We start from the raw sequence: 14,297 nt of genomic DNA on the forward strand, positions 1-14,297 counted from the left end.
TCAATGTCCTGTTACGGTCAGGCCAGGGAAGCTGATCAGGGACAGTACCTGTTCGGCGATCATCTTCTGGCCTGTGATGGTGAAATGAATGCCGTCGTCGACCCGCACCTTGACCCGCTTGCCCTGCGCGGTCTGCACCGTGTACGAGAAGCTGGCGTCGGCGTAGCCGAGGATCGGGTTGGCCGACACGTAGTGCTGACCGTACAGCGCGGTCTGCTCCTGATAGAGCCCGCTGAGGTAGCCCATGGCGGTGGACAGCCGCGCCTTCTCCATGTTCGGCGGCCCGACCCAGATAACCTGCACGTTGTGCGTGCGGGCCTGCTCGAGGATCGAATCGATCCGCGCGCGATAGGCCACCTCCCATTCCGGCGACTTGAAGCGCAGGAACGGCTTGCCCTTGCCCTGAGGCATGTCCCACGGGTCGTTGGGGCCGAGGAACACCACCATCAGGCGCACGTTCGGTTCGTGGTCGAGGGTCTCGGCCACGGTCTTCGGCCAGTTGAAGAAGCCCGGGTAGGCAAGGCCGGTGCTCTGCTTGCTGAGGTTGACGGTGCGGATCTGGTAGCGCTTGCGCAAGCTGTTGGCCAGGTGCGGGGCAACGCCCTGCATCAGCGAATCGCCGACCAGGAACACCTCGTCACCGGCGGCCAGGGAGGCCACGGTGCCCGGTTGCAGCAATGCCGGCGCCGGGACTGGTGCCGGAGTTGCCGCTGGCATTGGCGCTGACGCCGGCACTGCCGCGACGGGCTGGGCGACAGCGACGGGCGCGGGCACATGAACAGGCGCCGGCGTGTGCGCCGCACCGTGCGGCAGCGGCTTGGCCAGTGCCGCCGGGGTCTGCAGGTCGACCGTAACCACCGGTATCGGTGCGGGCAGCACCTCGGGCAGCGGCGCTTCGGCCACCTGTGGCGCTGGCTGCAGGCGCTCGAGCAGGTCGTCGCGGCGCGCCTCGAGCAGCGCCGTCATTTGTGCGCCCATGCGCCAGGCCGGCATCTGCCCCAGCAGCGGGATTTCGCAGCTCTGGTGGTACTTCTGCTGGCAGTAGAGCTTGATCGAGTCCTGGTTCAGCCAGAACAACAGCGCGGTGGTGACCACGATCGCGTACAGCCCACGGGCGGCGCCCATCTGCACCTGGAACAGCTGTTTGCTATCAGAAGCTTGCATAGATGAACCCCGGCACGCCCGACTGCGAAGCGAAAATCACCAACGACACGCCGACCCCGAGCGGGATCGGGTACAGCTGCCACGGCAGGCGCTGGAAGGCCGCGCCGCTCTGGCGCAGCAGCGCCAACCATTGTGGGTAACTGGCCACGAACAGCACGCAGGCCAGCAGCATCAGGCCCGTGGCACTGTTCAGGCCCGCCAGGCTCAGCTGGGCGATGTCACCGAGCATCTCCAGCGCGCCCTCCAGCGTCGGGCTGCGGAAGAAGATCCAGGCGAAGGCCACGTAGTGGAAGGTCATCAACCGCGCCAGCAAGCCCGATCCCGGCAGGCGGGCGAACCCCGGGCACCACTGGCTGAACAGCTTGGAGATGGCCAGGCCCACGCCGTGCAGCGCGCCCCAGATGATGAAGTTCACGCTCGCCCCGTGCCACAGCCCGGACACCAGCATCGCCAACAGCATGTTCAGGTTGCCGCGCCATACGCCCTGGCGGTTACCGCCCAGCGGGATATAGACGTAGTCGCGGATGAAGCGTGACAGGCTGATATGCCAGCGCCCCCAGAATTCCTTGAGGTTGTGCGCGGCATATGGCGCGTCGAAGTTGTCCGGCAGGCGGAACCCCAGCAACAGGGCGATGCCGGTGACCAGGTTGGTGTAGCCGCTGAAGTTGAAGTAGATCAGCAGGCTGTAGCCGTACACGCTCAGCAGCACCTGCTCGGGGGTGGCGCTGCCCGGGGTGTCGAACACCGGGTCCACCCACTCGCTGCCCAGCCAGGCACTGAGGAAGAACAGCTTGACCACCGCCATCGCGATCAAGCCCAGTGCCCGCTGTGGCTCCAGCACCTGGCGCATGGCTGGCGGGCGGATCTGCGGCAGCATGTGCAGGGCGCGGTTGACCGGCCCGGCCACCAGGCTGGGGAAGAACGCCAGGTACAAGGCCAGGTCCAGCGGCGCCGACGGCGCCAGCTCGCGCCGGTTGATCGACACCAGGTAGCTGACCGAATGGAAGGTGTAGAACGACAGCCCGATCGGCACCAGCACTTCCAGCAGCGGCAGCGCCACGTCGAACCCGGCGGTGGCCAGCGCGGCCTGCGCCCCTTCGACGAAGAACGCCTGGTACTTGAACAGATAGAAACAGCCCAGCACCAGCGTCAACAGCAGCACGCGGCTGAACCAGCGCCCGGGGTAGCGCCCCGCCAGCAGGCCGAGCAGGTATACCAGCACGCTGTAGCCCAGCAGGATGTAAAGCGACTGCAGGCTGAAACTGGCCACCAGGCCATAGCTGGCCGTCAGCAGCAACAGGTTCTGCAGCCGGACACTCCAGCACAGGCTCCAATAAAGCAGAAAGAACAGCGTGAAACAGAGGCCGAATTCGATCGAGAGGAAGCTCACAACGTAGTCCATTACATGACGTCGGGGAGGGAAGCCGCTGGCCCGCGGGCCAGAGCGCGCGGATTATGGCAGAGGGCCGCCACCCCCACAATTCGATTGCTTCACAGATTGCAAGACGGGCCACTGGGGACAAGTGCAACAAAATGCGACGAACTCCCCCTGCAATTTGCTCCCCCTGCCCCGCTCTGCTAGTGTCGCGCCGTTCTGGACACCACCGAGACTGTCGCCATGGCCCGCAAAAAAGCCTCCATCGATTTCGAACAATCCCTCGCCGACCTGCAAGCCCTGGTCGAGCGCCTGGAGAACGGCGAACTGTCGCTGGAAGAGTCGCTGGCCGCCTTCGAGCAAGGCATCGCCCTGACCCGCGATTGCCAGGGCGCCCTGGCCCAGGCCGAGCAGAAAGTGCAGATCCTGCTGGAGCGTGACGGCGAGCTGGCCGCGCAGCCGTTCGACGCGGAGCCCGAGGCATGATCGCCCAGTACCAGGCGAGCGCCCAGGCCCGGGTCGACGCGGCCCTGGAACCCTTGTTCCAAGCCCCCTCAAAGGAGCTCGAGCGTCTCTACGCGGCCATGCGCTACAGCGTGATGAACGGCGGCAAGCGCGTGCGCCCGCTGCTGGCCTACGCCGCCTGCGAGGCCTTCGGCGTGCCGGCGGAGCAGGCCAACGGCGCTGCCTGCGCAGTGGAGCTGATCCACGCCTACTCGCTGGTGCACGATGACCTGCCGGCCATGGACGACGACGACCTGCGCCGCGGCCAGCCCACCACTCACAAGGCCTTCGACGAAGCCTGCGCGATCCTCGCCGGCGACGGCTTGCAAAGCCTGGCCTTCAACGCCTTGCTCGACCCGCGCCTGAGCCCGCAGCCAGACGCCATCCGCCTGCAGATGGTCCAGGCCCTGGCCAAGGCGGCCGGCCCCGCAGGCATGGTCGGCGGCCAGGCCATCGACCTCGGCTCGGTGGGCCTGAAGCTCGACCAGAAAGCCCTGGAGTACATGCACCGGCACAAGACCGGCGCGCTGATCGAAGCCAGCGTGCGCCTCGGCGCCCTGGCCAGCGCCCGCGCCGGGCAGGTCCAGCTCGATGCGCTGCAGACTTATGCACAGGCCATCGGTCTGGCGTTCCAGGTGCAGGACGATATCCTCGACGTGGAGAGCGACACCGCCACCCTGGGCAAGCGCCAGGGCGCCGATATCGCCCGCGACAAGCCGACCTACCCGGCGCTGCTCGGGCTGGAGGCGGCCAAGGCCTATGCCCTGGAGCTGCGCGACCAGGCGCTGGCCGCGCTGGCAGGCTTTGGCGACAACGCCGAGCCACTGCGTGCGCTGGCCCGCTACATCGTCGAGCGCCGCCACTGATCAGCACCGCTGCCGACATGCCGGCGCTCACGGACAACGCGATACCTATGGGAGCCGGCTTGCCGGCGATGGGGTGCGCAGCAGCCCCCGCTCAACACCCGACTGAATGGGCAGCTTTTCCTACAATGGGGTAAACTGCCGCGTCTTCACACCTATAACGACTCGCCTGATGCCCACGACGTTTCAAGAGATCCCCCGCGAACGCCCGGTCACGCCGTTGCTGGACCGCGCCGACACGCCCGCCGGCCTGCGCCGGCTGGCCGAAGCCGACCTGGAGACCCTGGCCGACGAGCTGCGCCAGGACCTGCTCTATACCGTTGGGCAGACCGGTGGGCATTTTGGTGCGGGCCTGGGCGTCATCGAGCTGACGATCGCCCTGCACTACGTCTTCGACACCCCGGATGACCGGCTGGTGTGGGACGTCGGCCACCAGGCCTACCCGCACAAGATCCTCACCGGCCGGCGCGAGCGCATGCTCAGCCTGCGCCAAAAGGACGGCATCGCCGCCTTCCCGCGCCGCAGCGAGAGCGAGTACGACACCTTCGGCGTCGGCCACTCCAGCACCTCGATCAGCGCCGCGCTGGGCATGGCCATCGCCGCCCGCCTGCAGAACGACCCGCGCAAGTCGATCGCGGTGATCGGTGACGGCGCGCTGACCGCCGGCATGGCCTTCGAGGCGCTGAACCACGCCCAGGAAGTCAACGCCGACATGCTGGTGATCCTCAACGACAACGACATGTCGATTTCGCGCAATGTCGGCGGCCTGTCCAACTACCTGGCCAAGATCCTCTCCAGCCGCACCTACGCGAGCATGCGCGAAGGCAGCAAGAAAGTGCTGTCGCGCCTGCCCGGTGCCTGGGAAATCGCCCGCCGCACCGAAGAGTACGCCAAGGGCATGCTGGTGCCGGGCACGCTGTTCGAGGAGCTGGGCTGGAACTACATCGGCCCGATCGACGGCCACGACCTGCCGACCCTGATCGCCACCCTGCGCAACATGCGCGACCTCAAGGGCCCGCAGTTCCTCCACGTGGTGACCAAGAAGGGCAAGGGCTTCGCCCCGGCCGAGGTCGACCCGATCGGCTACCACGCCATCACCAAGCTGGAGCCGGCCGACAAGCCGGTCGCGCCGAAGAAGGCCAGCGGCCCGAAATACGCCTCGGTGTTCGGCCAGTGGCTGTGCGACATGGCCGCCGCCGACAATCGCCTGGTGGGCATCACCCCGGCGATGAAGGAAGGCTCGGACCTGATCGACTTCAGCGAACGCTACCCGGAGCGCTACTTCGACGTCGCCATCGCCGAGCAGCACGCGGTCACCCTGGCCGCGGGCATGGCCTGCGAGGGTGCCAAGCCGGTGGTGGCGATCTACTCGACCTTCCTGCAACGCGCCTATGACCAGCTGATCCACGACGTGGCGGTGCAGGACCTCGATGTGCTGTTCGCCATCGACCGCGCCGGCCTGGTCGGCGAGGACGGCCCGACCCACGCCGGTGCCTACGACCTGTCCTACCTGCGCTGCATCCCCGGCATGCTGGTGATGACCCCGAGCGACGAGAACGAGCTGCGCAAGATGCTCAGCACCGGCCACCACTACAAGGGCCCGGCCGCCGTGCGTTATCCACGCGGCACCGGCCCCAACGCGCCGATCAGCGGCGACCTGGAGCCGCTGGAAATCGGCAAGGGCGTGGTCCGCCGCCAGGGTGGCAAGGTCGCCCTGCTGGTGTTCGGCGTACAGCTGGCCGAAGCCCTGCAGGTAGCCGAGCAGATCGATGCCACCGTGGTCGACATGCGTTTCGTCAAGCCTCTGGACGAGGCGCTGCTGCTGGAAATGGCCGCCAGCCATGAGTTGCTGGTGACCATCGAAGAGAATGCCATCATGGGTGGCGCCGGCGCAGCGGTCGGCGAGTTCCTCGCCCGCGAAGCGGTGGTCAAGCCGCTGCTGCACCTGGGGCTGCCGGATATCTATGTCGAGCATGCCAAGCCTGCGCAGATGCTGGCCGAGTGCGGGCTGAATGTGGCTGGGATCGAAGCCTCCGTCAAAGCCCGAATGGCCAAGCTCGGCCTGTAAGGCCATATCACGGGGCAAGTCGCGGCGGTGCGCCGATGCGACTTGCCCCGTGATCGCAATGGAACTGCCCCATGAAGATCCGCGCCCTCCCCCTGCTCTGCCTCCCCGCCGCCGCCCTTGCCGCCGACCCCTCTCGCGATGACGCCCTGAAGCTCCCCGACGTGCTGATCAGCGCCAGTCGCCAGGTCGAGTCGCGTACCGCCACCAGTGCGGCCAATACGGTGTTCACCCGTGCCGACATCGACCGCCTGCAACCCAGCAGCGTCACCGATCTGCTCGCCCGCGTGCCCGGCGTGCAGGTCGCGCCCACCGGCGGTCGCGGCAGCCTGCCGGGCATCTTCGTGCGCGGCACCAAGGCCGCCCAGACCCTGGTGCTGGTTGATGGCGTGCGCATCGCCAACGCCACCTCCGGCGACAGCGGCCTGCAGTTTCTTGGCATCGACCAGATCGAACGCGTGGAAGTGCTGCGCGGCTCGCGCTCGGCGGTATACGGCAGCGACGCCATCGGCGGGGTGATCCAGATCTTCACCCGGCGTGGCGAGGGCCAGGGCCTGCAACCGCGCCTGCGCCTGGCGGCCGGCAGCAACCAGACCTGGCAGCGCAGCCTGGGCCTGTCCGGTGGCGATGGCGCGACCCGCTTCAACCTCGGCGCCAGCCTGGACGAGACGGCCGGCATCGATTCGACCGGGCCGTCGTATGCCAGCGATGGCGACCATGATGTTTATCGCAACCGCTCGCTGAACCTGAGCTTGAGCCACAGCTTCAACGAGCGCTTCGAAGCGGGCCTGAACCTGCTCGACAGCCGTGGGCGCAGTGAATACGACAATCCTTATGGGCGGCTGGATGAAACCACTTACCTGAGTTATCCACAGCAGCCCTATACCGATTTCAGTGTCAGCAGCCTGGGCACTTGGTTCGACGCCCAGCTAAGCGACGCCTGGCACTCCAGGTTGGAACTTGGCCACAGCGAAAACCGTGACGACAGGCGTGACAAGATGAGCGACGAGCACTTCATCTACAACACCTACCGTGACCAGGTCACTTGGCAGAACGACTTCGCACTCGACGAGCGCAACCAACTGATGCTGGGTGGCGACTGGTACCAGGACCGCTTCCACGGTACGGCGAACTTCAGCGAGGACAGCCGCTGGAACCGCGCAGCCTTCGCTCAGTACCGCTTTGCCGGGGACAGCTTCTCGAGCGAACTGGGTGTACGCCAGGACCGTAACCAGCAATTCGGCGACCAGACCACCTGGAATGCCAGCCTCACTGTCCCGCTGAACCCTCGCAACGACGTGCTGCTCTCCTACAGCGAAGGCTTCCGCGCCCCGACCTTCAACGATCTCTACGATGTGAAGTACGGCAACCCGGACCTGCGCCCCGAGCACTCGAAAAGCTACGAACTGCAATGGCGCAGCCAGCTGGCCAGTGACACACGGCTGGAAGCCTCGCTGTATCGCACCGACCTGCGCGACGCAATCAACTACGACCCTGACCGCAGGCGGCCCGGCAATGTCGAAAACGCGCGAATCAATGGCATGGAGCTGTCGCTGCAGCAGCAATGGGCCGGCTGGACCTCTCAGCTGGGCCTGAGCCTGGTCGACCCGCGTGACCGGGAAAGCGGCCATACCCTTCAACGCCGCGCTCGTCGCACGTTGAGCCTGGATGTAGATCGACAATTTGCTCGCTACAGCGTGGGCGCCAGCTGGCAGGCCGTCAGTGGCAGCTACGACGATCCGTCCAACAATCGGCGCATGGGAGGCTATGGGTTGCTCGGCCTACGTGGAGGCATGGCCCTGACAGACGAGGTGAGGGTGGAACTGAAGCTGGACAATCTGCTGGACAAGCAGTACAGCCGCGCCCTCTACAGCTACGACGGCAGTTGGCACGGCTACCGCGACGAGGGCCGCAACTGGCTGTTGAGCCTTACCTGGACACCGGCGCTCTAGCATCGAGCAACGCACACAGCCGAGCAGTCGCCTCGATCATCTGCCCGCTGGGCCGCTCCAGGCCTTTGTCCGGCACCACTAGCAAGCGCTCGCCCTTCACGGCGCTCAGCCGCGGCCAGTTGCGCCAACTGGCCAGTTGCGCCTCATCGCCCGCCAGGATCACCTCGGGGTCGCGCAGCAGCACCGACTCCACGCTGACCTGCGGGGCGGGCTGGGCCAGGTCGTCGAACACATTGCGCGCCCCGCACACGCGCAAGGCGTCGCTGACCACCTGACTCCCACCCAAGGTGTACAGCGGCTTGTCCCAGACCTGGTAGAACACCCGTAGCGGCGCCTCACGCCGGTAGCGGTCGCGCAGCCTTTGCAGCCGCTCACGCAGGCTGGCGGCATAGGCGCGGCCTTGCTGGTCACGGCCAATACGTTGGGCGATGGCTTCGATCTGGTCGATCAACTGGTCGAGGTTGCCGGGCTCGCCGCTGAACGTGGCGATGCCCAGGCGCCTGAGCTGGTCGCGCTGGGCCGGAGGCACGCTGCCGGGCCACAGCAGCAAGAGGTCGGGCTCGAGGCTTAACAGACGCTCCATGTCGAGCTGACCATGGCGGCCGACGGAGGGCAACCGGGCCAGCGCCGACGGGCGCTCGCCACCATCGAGCACACCGACCAGCAACTCGCCGGCGTCCAGTTCCAGAACGATCTCGGTCATCGATGGCGCCAGGCTGACCACCCGCGGCGCAGCCTCGGCCAAGGCGCCGAGGCACAGCAGCGATACACCGGCGAGCAGCGCCCGCATCAACCGAGCTGGCGCGGGATGCGATAGAGGTAAAGCAGCACCACGGTGGACAGCGCAAGGAGAATCTGCGGCACTGCCTCCAGCCCGACCAGCACCGACAGCGCGGCAACCCAGGCCGGGAAGCAGGCGAACAGCATGGCCAGGCGGCGCACCCGCGCCAGCTCGATCCAGGCGGCCGGCTCTTCGGCGCTGCCCAGCGCCTTGTCGGTGGCGATCAACGCCCGCTTGTACGCGCTGAAGCGCGGCAGGCTGAGGAACATGCTGGCGGCACCGGCGATGAACAGCGGCATGGCCAACACCGGGATCAGCACCTCGCCCCCACCGAAGGCCCAGGCCATCACCGGCAGCGGCAGCAATCCCACGGCCAGGTACTGCCACCAGGCCAGCGCCAGCCGCCGCTTCACCTCTGTGCGCGTCACGCCTGGGGCACCTCGCCCTGGTGCTTGTTGCCCATCATGTGGCCGAGCTTGTCGGCCTTGGTGGCCAGGTACAGGCGGTTGTGCGGGTTGTGGCCAGTGTGCAGCGGCACGCGCTCGGCGACCTTGATGCTCATGTCGGTCAGGGCCTTTACCTTGCGCGGGTTGTTGGTCATCAGACGCAGCGACTTCACGCCCAGGTGCTCGAGCATCGGCAGGCACATGGCGTAGTCACGCTGATCGGCGGCGAAGCCCAGGCGCTCGTTGGCCTCGACGGTATCGGCACCGCCGTCCTGCAGCTCGTAGGCGCGGATCTTGTTCAGCAGGCCGATGCCACGGCCTTCCTGGCGCAGGTACAGCAGCACGCCACGGCCTTCACGGGCGATGGCCTGCAATGCAGCCTTCAGCTGCGAGCCGCAGTCGCAACGCTGGCTGAACAGCGCATCGCCGGTCAGGCATTCGGAGTGCAGACGCCCCAGCACCGGCTCGCCGTCGGCGATATCACCCAGGCTGAGCACCACGTGCTCGCGGCCAGTGGCTTCGTCGAGGAAGCCATGCATGGTGAAGGTCGCAAAGGGAGTCGGGAGTTTCGAGGCGGCAACAAAGACGACGGGCACGTTGTGCTCCTGGGCAGTAGGATTTTTCAGATCGGCCGATTGTATCAGCAGCCCGGCGCAGGTGCGCAGGAGGAATATCGTGGCTTAAGATCGAAAAGTTAGATGCATATGGCCCCACACCGGCCCCTGCGGGAGCGGACTGCGGGCAGTTACTGATGGGGCAGGTGATCAACCGTAAACGGATAAGGCTGCTTCCAGCGCTCGAAGATCGGCTTCAGCTCGCCGCTGCGCACCAGTTGCTCCATGCGCCGGTCGAACAGGTCGCGCAGGACCTTGCCCTGTTCACTGTGGGTGAAGGCCAGGTACAACGGCAGCTCGGCGACGTGGGTGCGGCGAAAGCGCGTGGCATCGGGCGCCTGGCCAAGCACATAGTCGACCTCGGCGAGCGCATCGATGTAGAAATCGACCCGGTCATGCTCGAGCATCGGCAGGATGCCCTCGCGACGCTGGATCTCGCGGAAGTTGTGGACCTCGGGCAGATAGCTGGCGTAGTCGTAGCCGCGCACCCAGGCCAGCCGGTACTGGCCGATGGTCTCGAGCGTTGGCACCGGCTTGTCGACCAGGCCCAGGGCATAGATATGGTCCTGGTCGAAGTACCACTGTGGATACAGGTTGTCGGCGTTCTCTTCCTTGTAGGAGCCGACCCAGGCATCCGCCTCGCCGCGCTTCACCAGCCCGACGGCGCGGCTGTAGGGCGCGCTCTTGACCACGACCTTGACCCCGGCCGGCTCGAACACCTTGCGCAACACGTCCCAGGCCAGCCCGGAGCCATCGGCATTGGTGTAGTCGACCCACGCCTCGCTGACCAGACGCACCTGCGCCGGCGCCTCCTGGGCCATCGCACCCGGCCCCGCGACCAACAGCATCGATGCCAGCACCACAGCCTTCAGGCCCATCGCAACGCTCCCTGTATCAGGCCACCGCCCACACCAGAACCTGCATGCCCAGCCAGGCGAACACGCCAGCCAGGATATCGTCGAGCATGATCCCGAACCCACCATGCACATGGCGGTCGACCCAGCGGATCGGCCACGGCTTGAGGATGTCGAAGAAGCGGAACATCAGGAACCCCGCCAGCAGCCACTGCCAACCTTCCGGCACCAGCCACAGGGTGATCCACATGCCGACGATCTCGTCCCAGACAATGCCCTCATGGTCGTGCACGCGCAAGTCGTTGGCCACCTTGCCGCACAACCACACGCCGAACAGCATGCTGATGCCCAGCAACAGCCAATAACCCCAGTCGGGCAGCATCTGCCACAGCGGGATGAACGGCAGCGCCACCAGCGAACCCCAGGTCCCCGGCGCCTTGGGCAGGGTGCCCGAGCCGAAGCCGAAGGCGATGAAGTGCCACGGGTTGCGCCAGACCGAAGGCGGAACGAACTCCGCAGGCACCTGGTTGGGGTGGTCGGTCACGGTGTCTCCCTGAAATGTTGATAGCCCCGTTGCACGGGGGTGATGTCCTGGCCTTGCGGGTCACGCAAGGTCACGCCCTGGCCTTCCAATACCCGACCGATGACGTGCACCTCACGGGCCAGGGCGGTCAGTGCGCTTTCCGGCACGGTGAACGCCAGCACATAGTCGTCACCACCGGTGAGCGCTGCATGCAAGGCCGCTTCTCGACCGAGGAAAGCCTGTAAAGGAGCAGACACGGGGACCTGCGCCAGGTTCACCTGCAGCGCAACACCGGACGCCTTGGCGATATGCCCGCAGTCGGCCAGCAGTCCGTCGGAAATATCCAGCGCCGCCGTGGCCAGGCCGCGCAGGCGCTCGCCCAGTTGCAGTTGCGGCAAGGGCGACCAGTAGTGCTCGAGCAATGGCCCGGCCACATCGACTGCCGCCTGGCGTTCGCCCAGCACCAGCGGCAAGGCCCCCGCCGCATTGCCCAGGAAACCACCGACACACAGCAGGTCGCCCGGCTGCGCGCCGCTGCGACGCAGCGCCTGGCCGGTCGGCACCCGGCCGAACACGGTCACGGTAATGCTCAACGGACCGCGTGTAGTGTCGCCACCGATCAGGCTGATACCGCAGCGCGCGGCCATGCGGCCGAGGCCGTCGGCAAAGCCGGCAAGCCATTGCGCGCCGACCTGGGGCAAGGTGAGGGCAAGGGTGAAGCCGACGGCCGTGGCGCCCATGGCCGCCAGGTCGCTGACCGCCACGGCCAGCGAGCGCTGGCCGAGCAGCAACGGGTCGCAGATTGCGGGGAAATGCACACCGGCCACGAGCGTGTCGGTGGAGATCGCCAGCTGCTCGCCGGCAGGCAGGTCCAGCAGGGCACAGTCATCGCCGATCCCCAGGGCCACGCCCTCGCCGCCCTGCGCACAGGGCGCGGCGGCGAAGTAGTGACGGATCAGCTCGAACTCACCCATGGCTGGTCAGCGCCGCGATCAGCGCTTGTTCGCCTTGACTTCCGCCTCACGCAGACGCGGAGCCAGCTTGTCGAGCACGCCGTTGACAAACTTGTGGCCGTCGGTGGCGCCGAAGACTTTCGCCAGTTCCACACCTTCGTTGATGACCACGCGGTACGGTACGTCGGCGCGCATCATGAACTCCCAGGTGGACAGGCGCAGCACGGCCAGTTCGACCGGGTCGAGCTCTTCCAGCGGCGTATCCAGGCAAGGCTTGAGCGCCTCGTCGATCTCGGCCTTCTTCGCCGGGACCCCGTGCAGGATCTCGCGGAAGTAGGCGCCGTCGATATCGGTGAAATCGTTGTCGACCCGGAACTGCGCTTCGACCTCGTTCAGCGAATGCTTGGCCATGTGCCACTGGTAGAGCGCTTGCGTGGCGAGCTTGCGGGCTTCGCGACGCTTGGCGCTCTTCGAGGGCTTGCCGGCATCCGCGGGTTTTGGATCGCGCGGGTTGAAACGATCGCTTTCGTCGCTAATCACTTGGCCTCCAACTGCGCCAGCAGGCTGACCATTTCCAGAGCGGACAGGGCAGCTTCGGCACCTTTGTTGCCGGCCTTGGTGCCGGAACGCTCGATGGCCTGTTCGATGGAGTCGACGGTCAGTACGCCGAAGGCCACCGGAACACCGAACTCCATGGACACCTGGGCCAGGCCCTTGGTGCACTCGCCCGCCACGTATTCGAAGTGCGGGGTACCGCCACGGATCACCGCGCCCAGGGCGACGATCGCGTCATAAGCGCCCTGCTGGGCGACTTTCTGTGCCACCAGCGGGATTTCGAACGCGCCCGGGGCACGGATGATGGTGATGTCGCTTTCGCTGACGCCGTGGCGTACCAGGGCATCGACTGCACCGCTTACCAGGCTTTCGACGACGAAGCTGTTGAAGCGGCCAACCACCAAAGCATAGCGACCTTTGGGGGCGATGAAGGTACCTTCGATGGTCTTCAGGGTCATTCCGGAGTTCTCATCTTCAAGAGCGAGGCCGCGCTGTGGCGGCCTCGGGAGGGTTTTGACTCGAGCTTAAGGGCGATCAGGCCGCCTCAAGTCACTCGGAGGGCACGTATTCTACAACTTCCAGATCGAATCCGGATATCGCATTGAACTTCATCGGCGAACTCATCAGGCGCATCTTGCGCACACCGAGGTCGCGCAGGATCTGCGAACCGGCACCGACGGTGCTGTAGGTGGTGGGTGCCTTGGGCTGCGCATCGCCCGCGCTTTCGCGGATGTGCGCCAGCAGCACGTCGCCGTCCAGCGGGTGGCCCAGCAGCAGGACCACGCCGCTGCCGGCCTCGGCCACCGCGGCCATGGCCGCGCGCAGGCTCCAGCGCCCCGGCTGCTTGACCAGCAGCAGGTCGCGCAGCGGGTCCATGTTGTGCACCCGTACCAGGGTCGGCTCTTCGGCGCAGATCTTGCCCAGCGTCAGGGCCATGTGCACGTCGCCTTCCACCGCGTCACGGTAGGTGACCAGGTTGAATTCGCCCAGCTCGCTCTCGACCGGTTGCTCGGAAACGCGCTGCACAGTGCGCTCGTGGATCATGCGGTAGTGGATCAGGTCGGCGATGGTGCCGATCTTCAAGCCATGCTCGGCAGCGAACACTTCCAGCTCGGCGCGACGCGACATGGTGCCGTCGTCGTTCATCACCTCGCAGATCACCCCGCTCGGCTCGAAACCGGCCATGCGCGCCAGGTCGCAGGCGGCCTCGGTATGGCCGGCGCGGGCCAGGGTGCCGCCGGGCTGGGCCATCAGCGGGAAGATATGCCCAGGGCTGACGATGTCCTCGGCCTTGGCGTCCTTGGCCGCAGCCGCCTGCACGGTGCGGGCGCGGTCGGCGGCGGAGATGCCGGTGGTGACGCCTTCGGCGGCCTCGATCGACACGGTGAACTTGGTGCCGAAGCCCGAACCGTTGCGCGGCGCCATCAGCGGCAGCTTCAGGGTTTCGCAGCGCTCGCGGGTCATCGGCATGCAGATCAGGCCACGGGCGTGCTTGGCCATGAAATTGATGTGCTCGGGCAGGCAGCACTCGGCCGCCATGATGATGTCGCCTTCGTTCTCGCGGTCTTCGTCATCCATGAGGATGACCATTTTGCCCTGGCGGATGTCTTCGACCAGTTCTTCGATGCTGTTGAGCGCCACGCGGCAC

At 66.4% G+C, this 14,297-nt stretch carries 15 protein-coding genes; 4 read left to right on the forward strand and 11 right to left on the reverse strand.

What is annotated here, in order from left to right:
- Both AAHK21_RS10940 and AAHK21_RS10945 read right to left on the reverse strand, forming a co-directional pair.
- Complete coding sequence (locus AAHK21_RS10940; RefSeq protein WP_367857251.1) at positions 1–1,164, reverse strand: DUF459 domain-containing protein; 1,164 nt, start codon at positions 1,162–1,164, stop codon at positions 1–3.
- Positions 1,151–2,566, reverse strand: a complete 1,416-nt coding sequence (locus tag AAHK21_RS10945; protein ID WP_367857252.1) for an MBOAT family protein — start codon at positions 2,564–2,566, stop codon at positions 1,151–1,153. The genes AAHK21_RS10940 and AAHK21_RS10945 overlap by 14 nt, the downstream gene beginning before the upstream one ends.
- Before the next feature lie 216 nt (positions 2,567–2,782).
- Here AAHK21_RS10945 and AAHK21_RS10950 point away from each other — a divergent pair, with 216 nt between their 5' ends.
- The 4 genes from AAHK21_RS10950 to AAHK21_RS10965 all read left to right on the forward strand — a co-directional run bounded on the left by AAHK21_RS10950 (position 2,783) and on the right by AAHK21_RS10965 (position 7,923).
- Entirely contained in the window at positions 2,783–3,025 is a 243-nt protein-coding gene (locus AAHK21_RS10950; protein ID WP_011531978.1) for an exodeoxyribonuclease VII small subunit, read from the forward strand.
- A complete protein-coding gene (ispA, locus tag AAHK21_RS10955; RefSeq protein ID WP_367857253.1) occupies positions 3,022–3,909 on the forward strand; it encodes a (2E,6E)-farnesyl diphosphate synthase in 888 nt (295 codons plus the stop codon). Before AAHK21_RS10950 ends, ispA begins: the two co-directional genes overlap by 4 nt.
- 169 nt (positions 3,910–4,078) lie before the next feature.
- On the forward strand, positions 4,079–5,974 hold the full coding sequence (gene dxs, locus AAHK21_RS10960; protein WP_367857254.1) for a 1-deoxy-D-xylulose-5-phosphate synthase: 1,896 nt from the start codon (positions 4,079–4,081) through the stop codon (positions 5,972–5,974).
- Between the two features lie 71 nt (positions 5,975–6,045).
- Positions 6,046–7,923, forward strand: coding sequence for a TonB-dependent receptor plug domain-containing protein (locus AAHK21_RS10965; RefSeq protein WP_367857255.1), 1,878 nt, complete (start codon positions 6,046–6,048; stop codon positions 7,921–7,923).
- Here AAHK21_RS10965 and AAHK21_RS10970 read toward each other — a convergent pair.
- From AAHK21_RS10970 to ribBA, 9 genes are all read right to left on the reverse strand, one after another.
- On the reverse strand, positions 7,901–8,713 hold the full coding sequence (locus AAHK21_RS10970) for a cobalamin-binding protein (RefSeq protein WP_367857256.1): 813 nt from the start codon (positions 8,711–8,713) through the stop codon (positions 7,901–7,903). The genes AAHK21_RS10965 and AAHK21_RS10970 overlap by 23 nt on opposite strands.
- Positions 8,713–9,132 (reverse strand): MFS transporter, encoded by a 420-nt coding sequence (locus AAHK21_RS10975; protein WP_367857257.1) that lies wholly within the window; start codon positions 9,130–9,132, stop codon positions 8,713–8,715. Before AAHK21_RS10975 ends, AAHK21_RS10970 begins: the two co-directional genes overlap by 1 nt.
- Positions 9,129–9,746 (reverse strand): GTP cyclohydrolase II, encoded by a 618-nt coding sequence (ribA, locus tag AAHK21_RS10980; protein WP_367857258.1) that lies wholly within the window; start codon positions 9,744–9,746, stop codon positions 9,129–9,131. The genes AAHK21_RS10975 and ribA overlap by 4 nt, the downstream gene beginning before the upstream one ends.
- A 149-nt stretch (positions 9,747–9,895) precedes the next feature.
- Positions 9,896–10,642: a substrate-binding periplasmic protein gene (locus AAHK21_RS10985; RefSeq protein ID WP_367857259.1), complete on the reverse strand. Its 747-nt coding sequence runs from the start codon at positions 10,640–10,642 to the stop codon at positions 9,896–9,898.
- 16 nt (positions 10,643–10,658) lie between these two features.
- A complete protein-coding gene (locus AAHK21_RS10990) occupies positions 10,659–11,162 on the reverse strand; it encodes a phosphatidylglycerophosphatase A (RefSeq protein WP_023632630.1) in 504 nt (167 codons plus the stop codon).
- Positions 11,159–12,115 carry a thiamine-phosphate kinase gene (gene thiL, locus AAHK21_RS10995; RefSeq protein WP_367857260.1) on the reverse strand — a complete coding sequence of 319 codons (957 nt, stop codon included), beginning with the start codon at positions 12,113–12,115 and terminating at the stop codon, positions 11,159–11,161. The genes AAHK21_RS10990 and thiL overlap by 4 nt, the downstream gene beginning before the upstream one ends.
- Before the next feature lie 18 nt (positions 12,116–12,133).
- Positions 12,134–12,634: a transcription antitermination factor NusB gene (gene nusB / locus AAHK21_RS11000; protein WP_046857317.1), complete on the reverse strand. Its 501-nt coding sequence runs from the start codon at positions 12,632–12,634 to the stop codon at positions 12,134–12,136.
- A complete protein-coding gene (gene ribE, locus AAHK21_RS11005; protein WP_023631199.1) occupies positions 12,631–13,107 on the reverse strand; it encodes a 6,7-dimethyl-8-ribityllumazine synthase in 477 nt (158 codons plus the stop codon). The genes nusB and ribE overlap by 4 nt, the downstream gene beginning before the upstream one ends.
- 91 nt (positions 13,108–13,198) lie before the next feature.
- On the reverse strand, positions 13,199–14,290 hold the full coding sequence (gene ribBA, locus AAHK21_RS11010; protein WP_102683824.1) for a bifunctional 3,4-dihydroxy-2-butanone-4-phosphate synthase/GTP cyclohydrolase II: 1,092 nt from the start codon (positions 14,288–14,290) through the stop codon (positions 13,199–13,201).
- Positions 14,291–14,297: the final 7 nt, after the last annotated feature.

This window comes from Pseudomonas sp. TE50-2, assembly GCF_040813665.1.
GTDB classification, from domain to species: Bacteria; Pseudomonadota; Gammaproteobacteria; order Pseudomonadales; family Pseudomonadaceae; genus Aquipseudomonas; species Aquipseudomonas soli.

Coding starts and splice junctions, on each gene's coding strand:
- AAHK21_RS10950 (WP_011531978.1), top strand. CDS start 2,783: ATGGCCCGCAAAAAAGCCTCCATCGATTTCGAACAATCCCTCGCCGAC.
- AAHK21_RS10970 (WP_367857256.1), bottom strand. CDS start 8,713: ATGCGGGCGCTGCTCGCCGGTGTATCGCTGCTGTGCCTCGGCGCCTTG.
- ispA (WP_367857253.1), top strand. CDS start 3,022: ATGATCGCCCAGTACCAGGCGAGCGCCCAGGCCCGGGTCGACGCGGCC.
- AAHK21_RS10940 (WP_367857251.1), bottom strand. CDS start 1,164: ATGCAAGCTTCTGATAGCAAACAGCTGTTCCAGGTGCAGATGGGCGCC.
- dxs (WP_367857254.1), top strand. CDS start 4,079: ATGCCCACGACGTTTCAAGAGATCCCCCGCGAACGCCCGGTCACGCCG.
- thiL (WP_367857260.1), bottom strand. CDS start 12,115: ATGGGTGAGTTCGAGCTGATCCGTCACTACTTCGCCGCCGCGCCCTGT.
- AAHK21_RS10945 (WP_367857252.1), bottom strand. CDS start 2,566: ATGGACTACGTTGTGAGCTTCCTCTCGATCGAATTCGGCCTCTGTTTC.
- AAHK21_RS10965 (WP_367857255.1), top strand. CDS start 6,046: ATGAAGATCCGCGCCCTCCCCCTGCTCTGCCTCCCCGCCGCCGCCCTT.
- ribE (WP_023631199.1), bottom strand. CDS start 13,107: ATGACCCTGAAGACCATCGAAGGTACCTTCATCGCCCCCAAAGGTCGC.
- AAHK21_RS10985 (WP_367857259.1), bottom strand. CDS start 10,642: ATGGGCCTGAAGGCTGTGGTGCTGGCATCGATGCTGTTGGTCGCGGGG.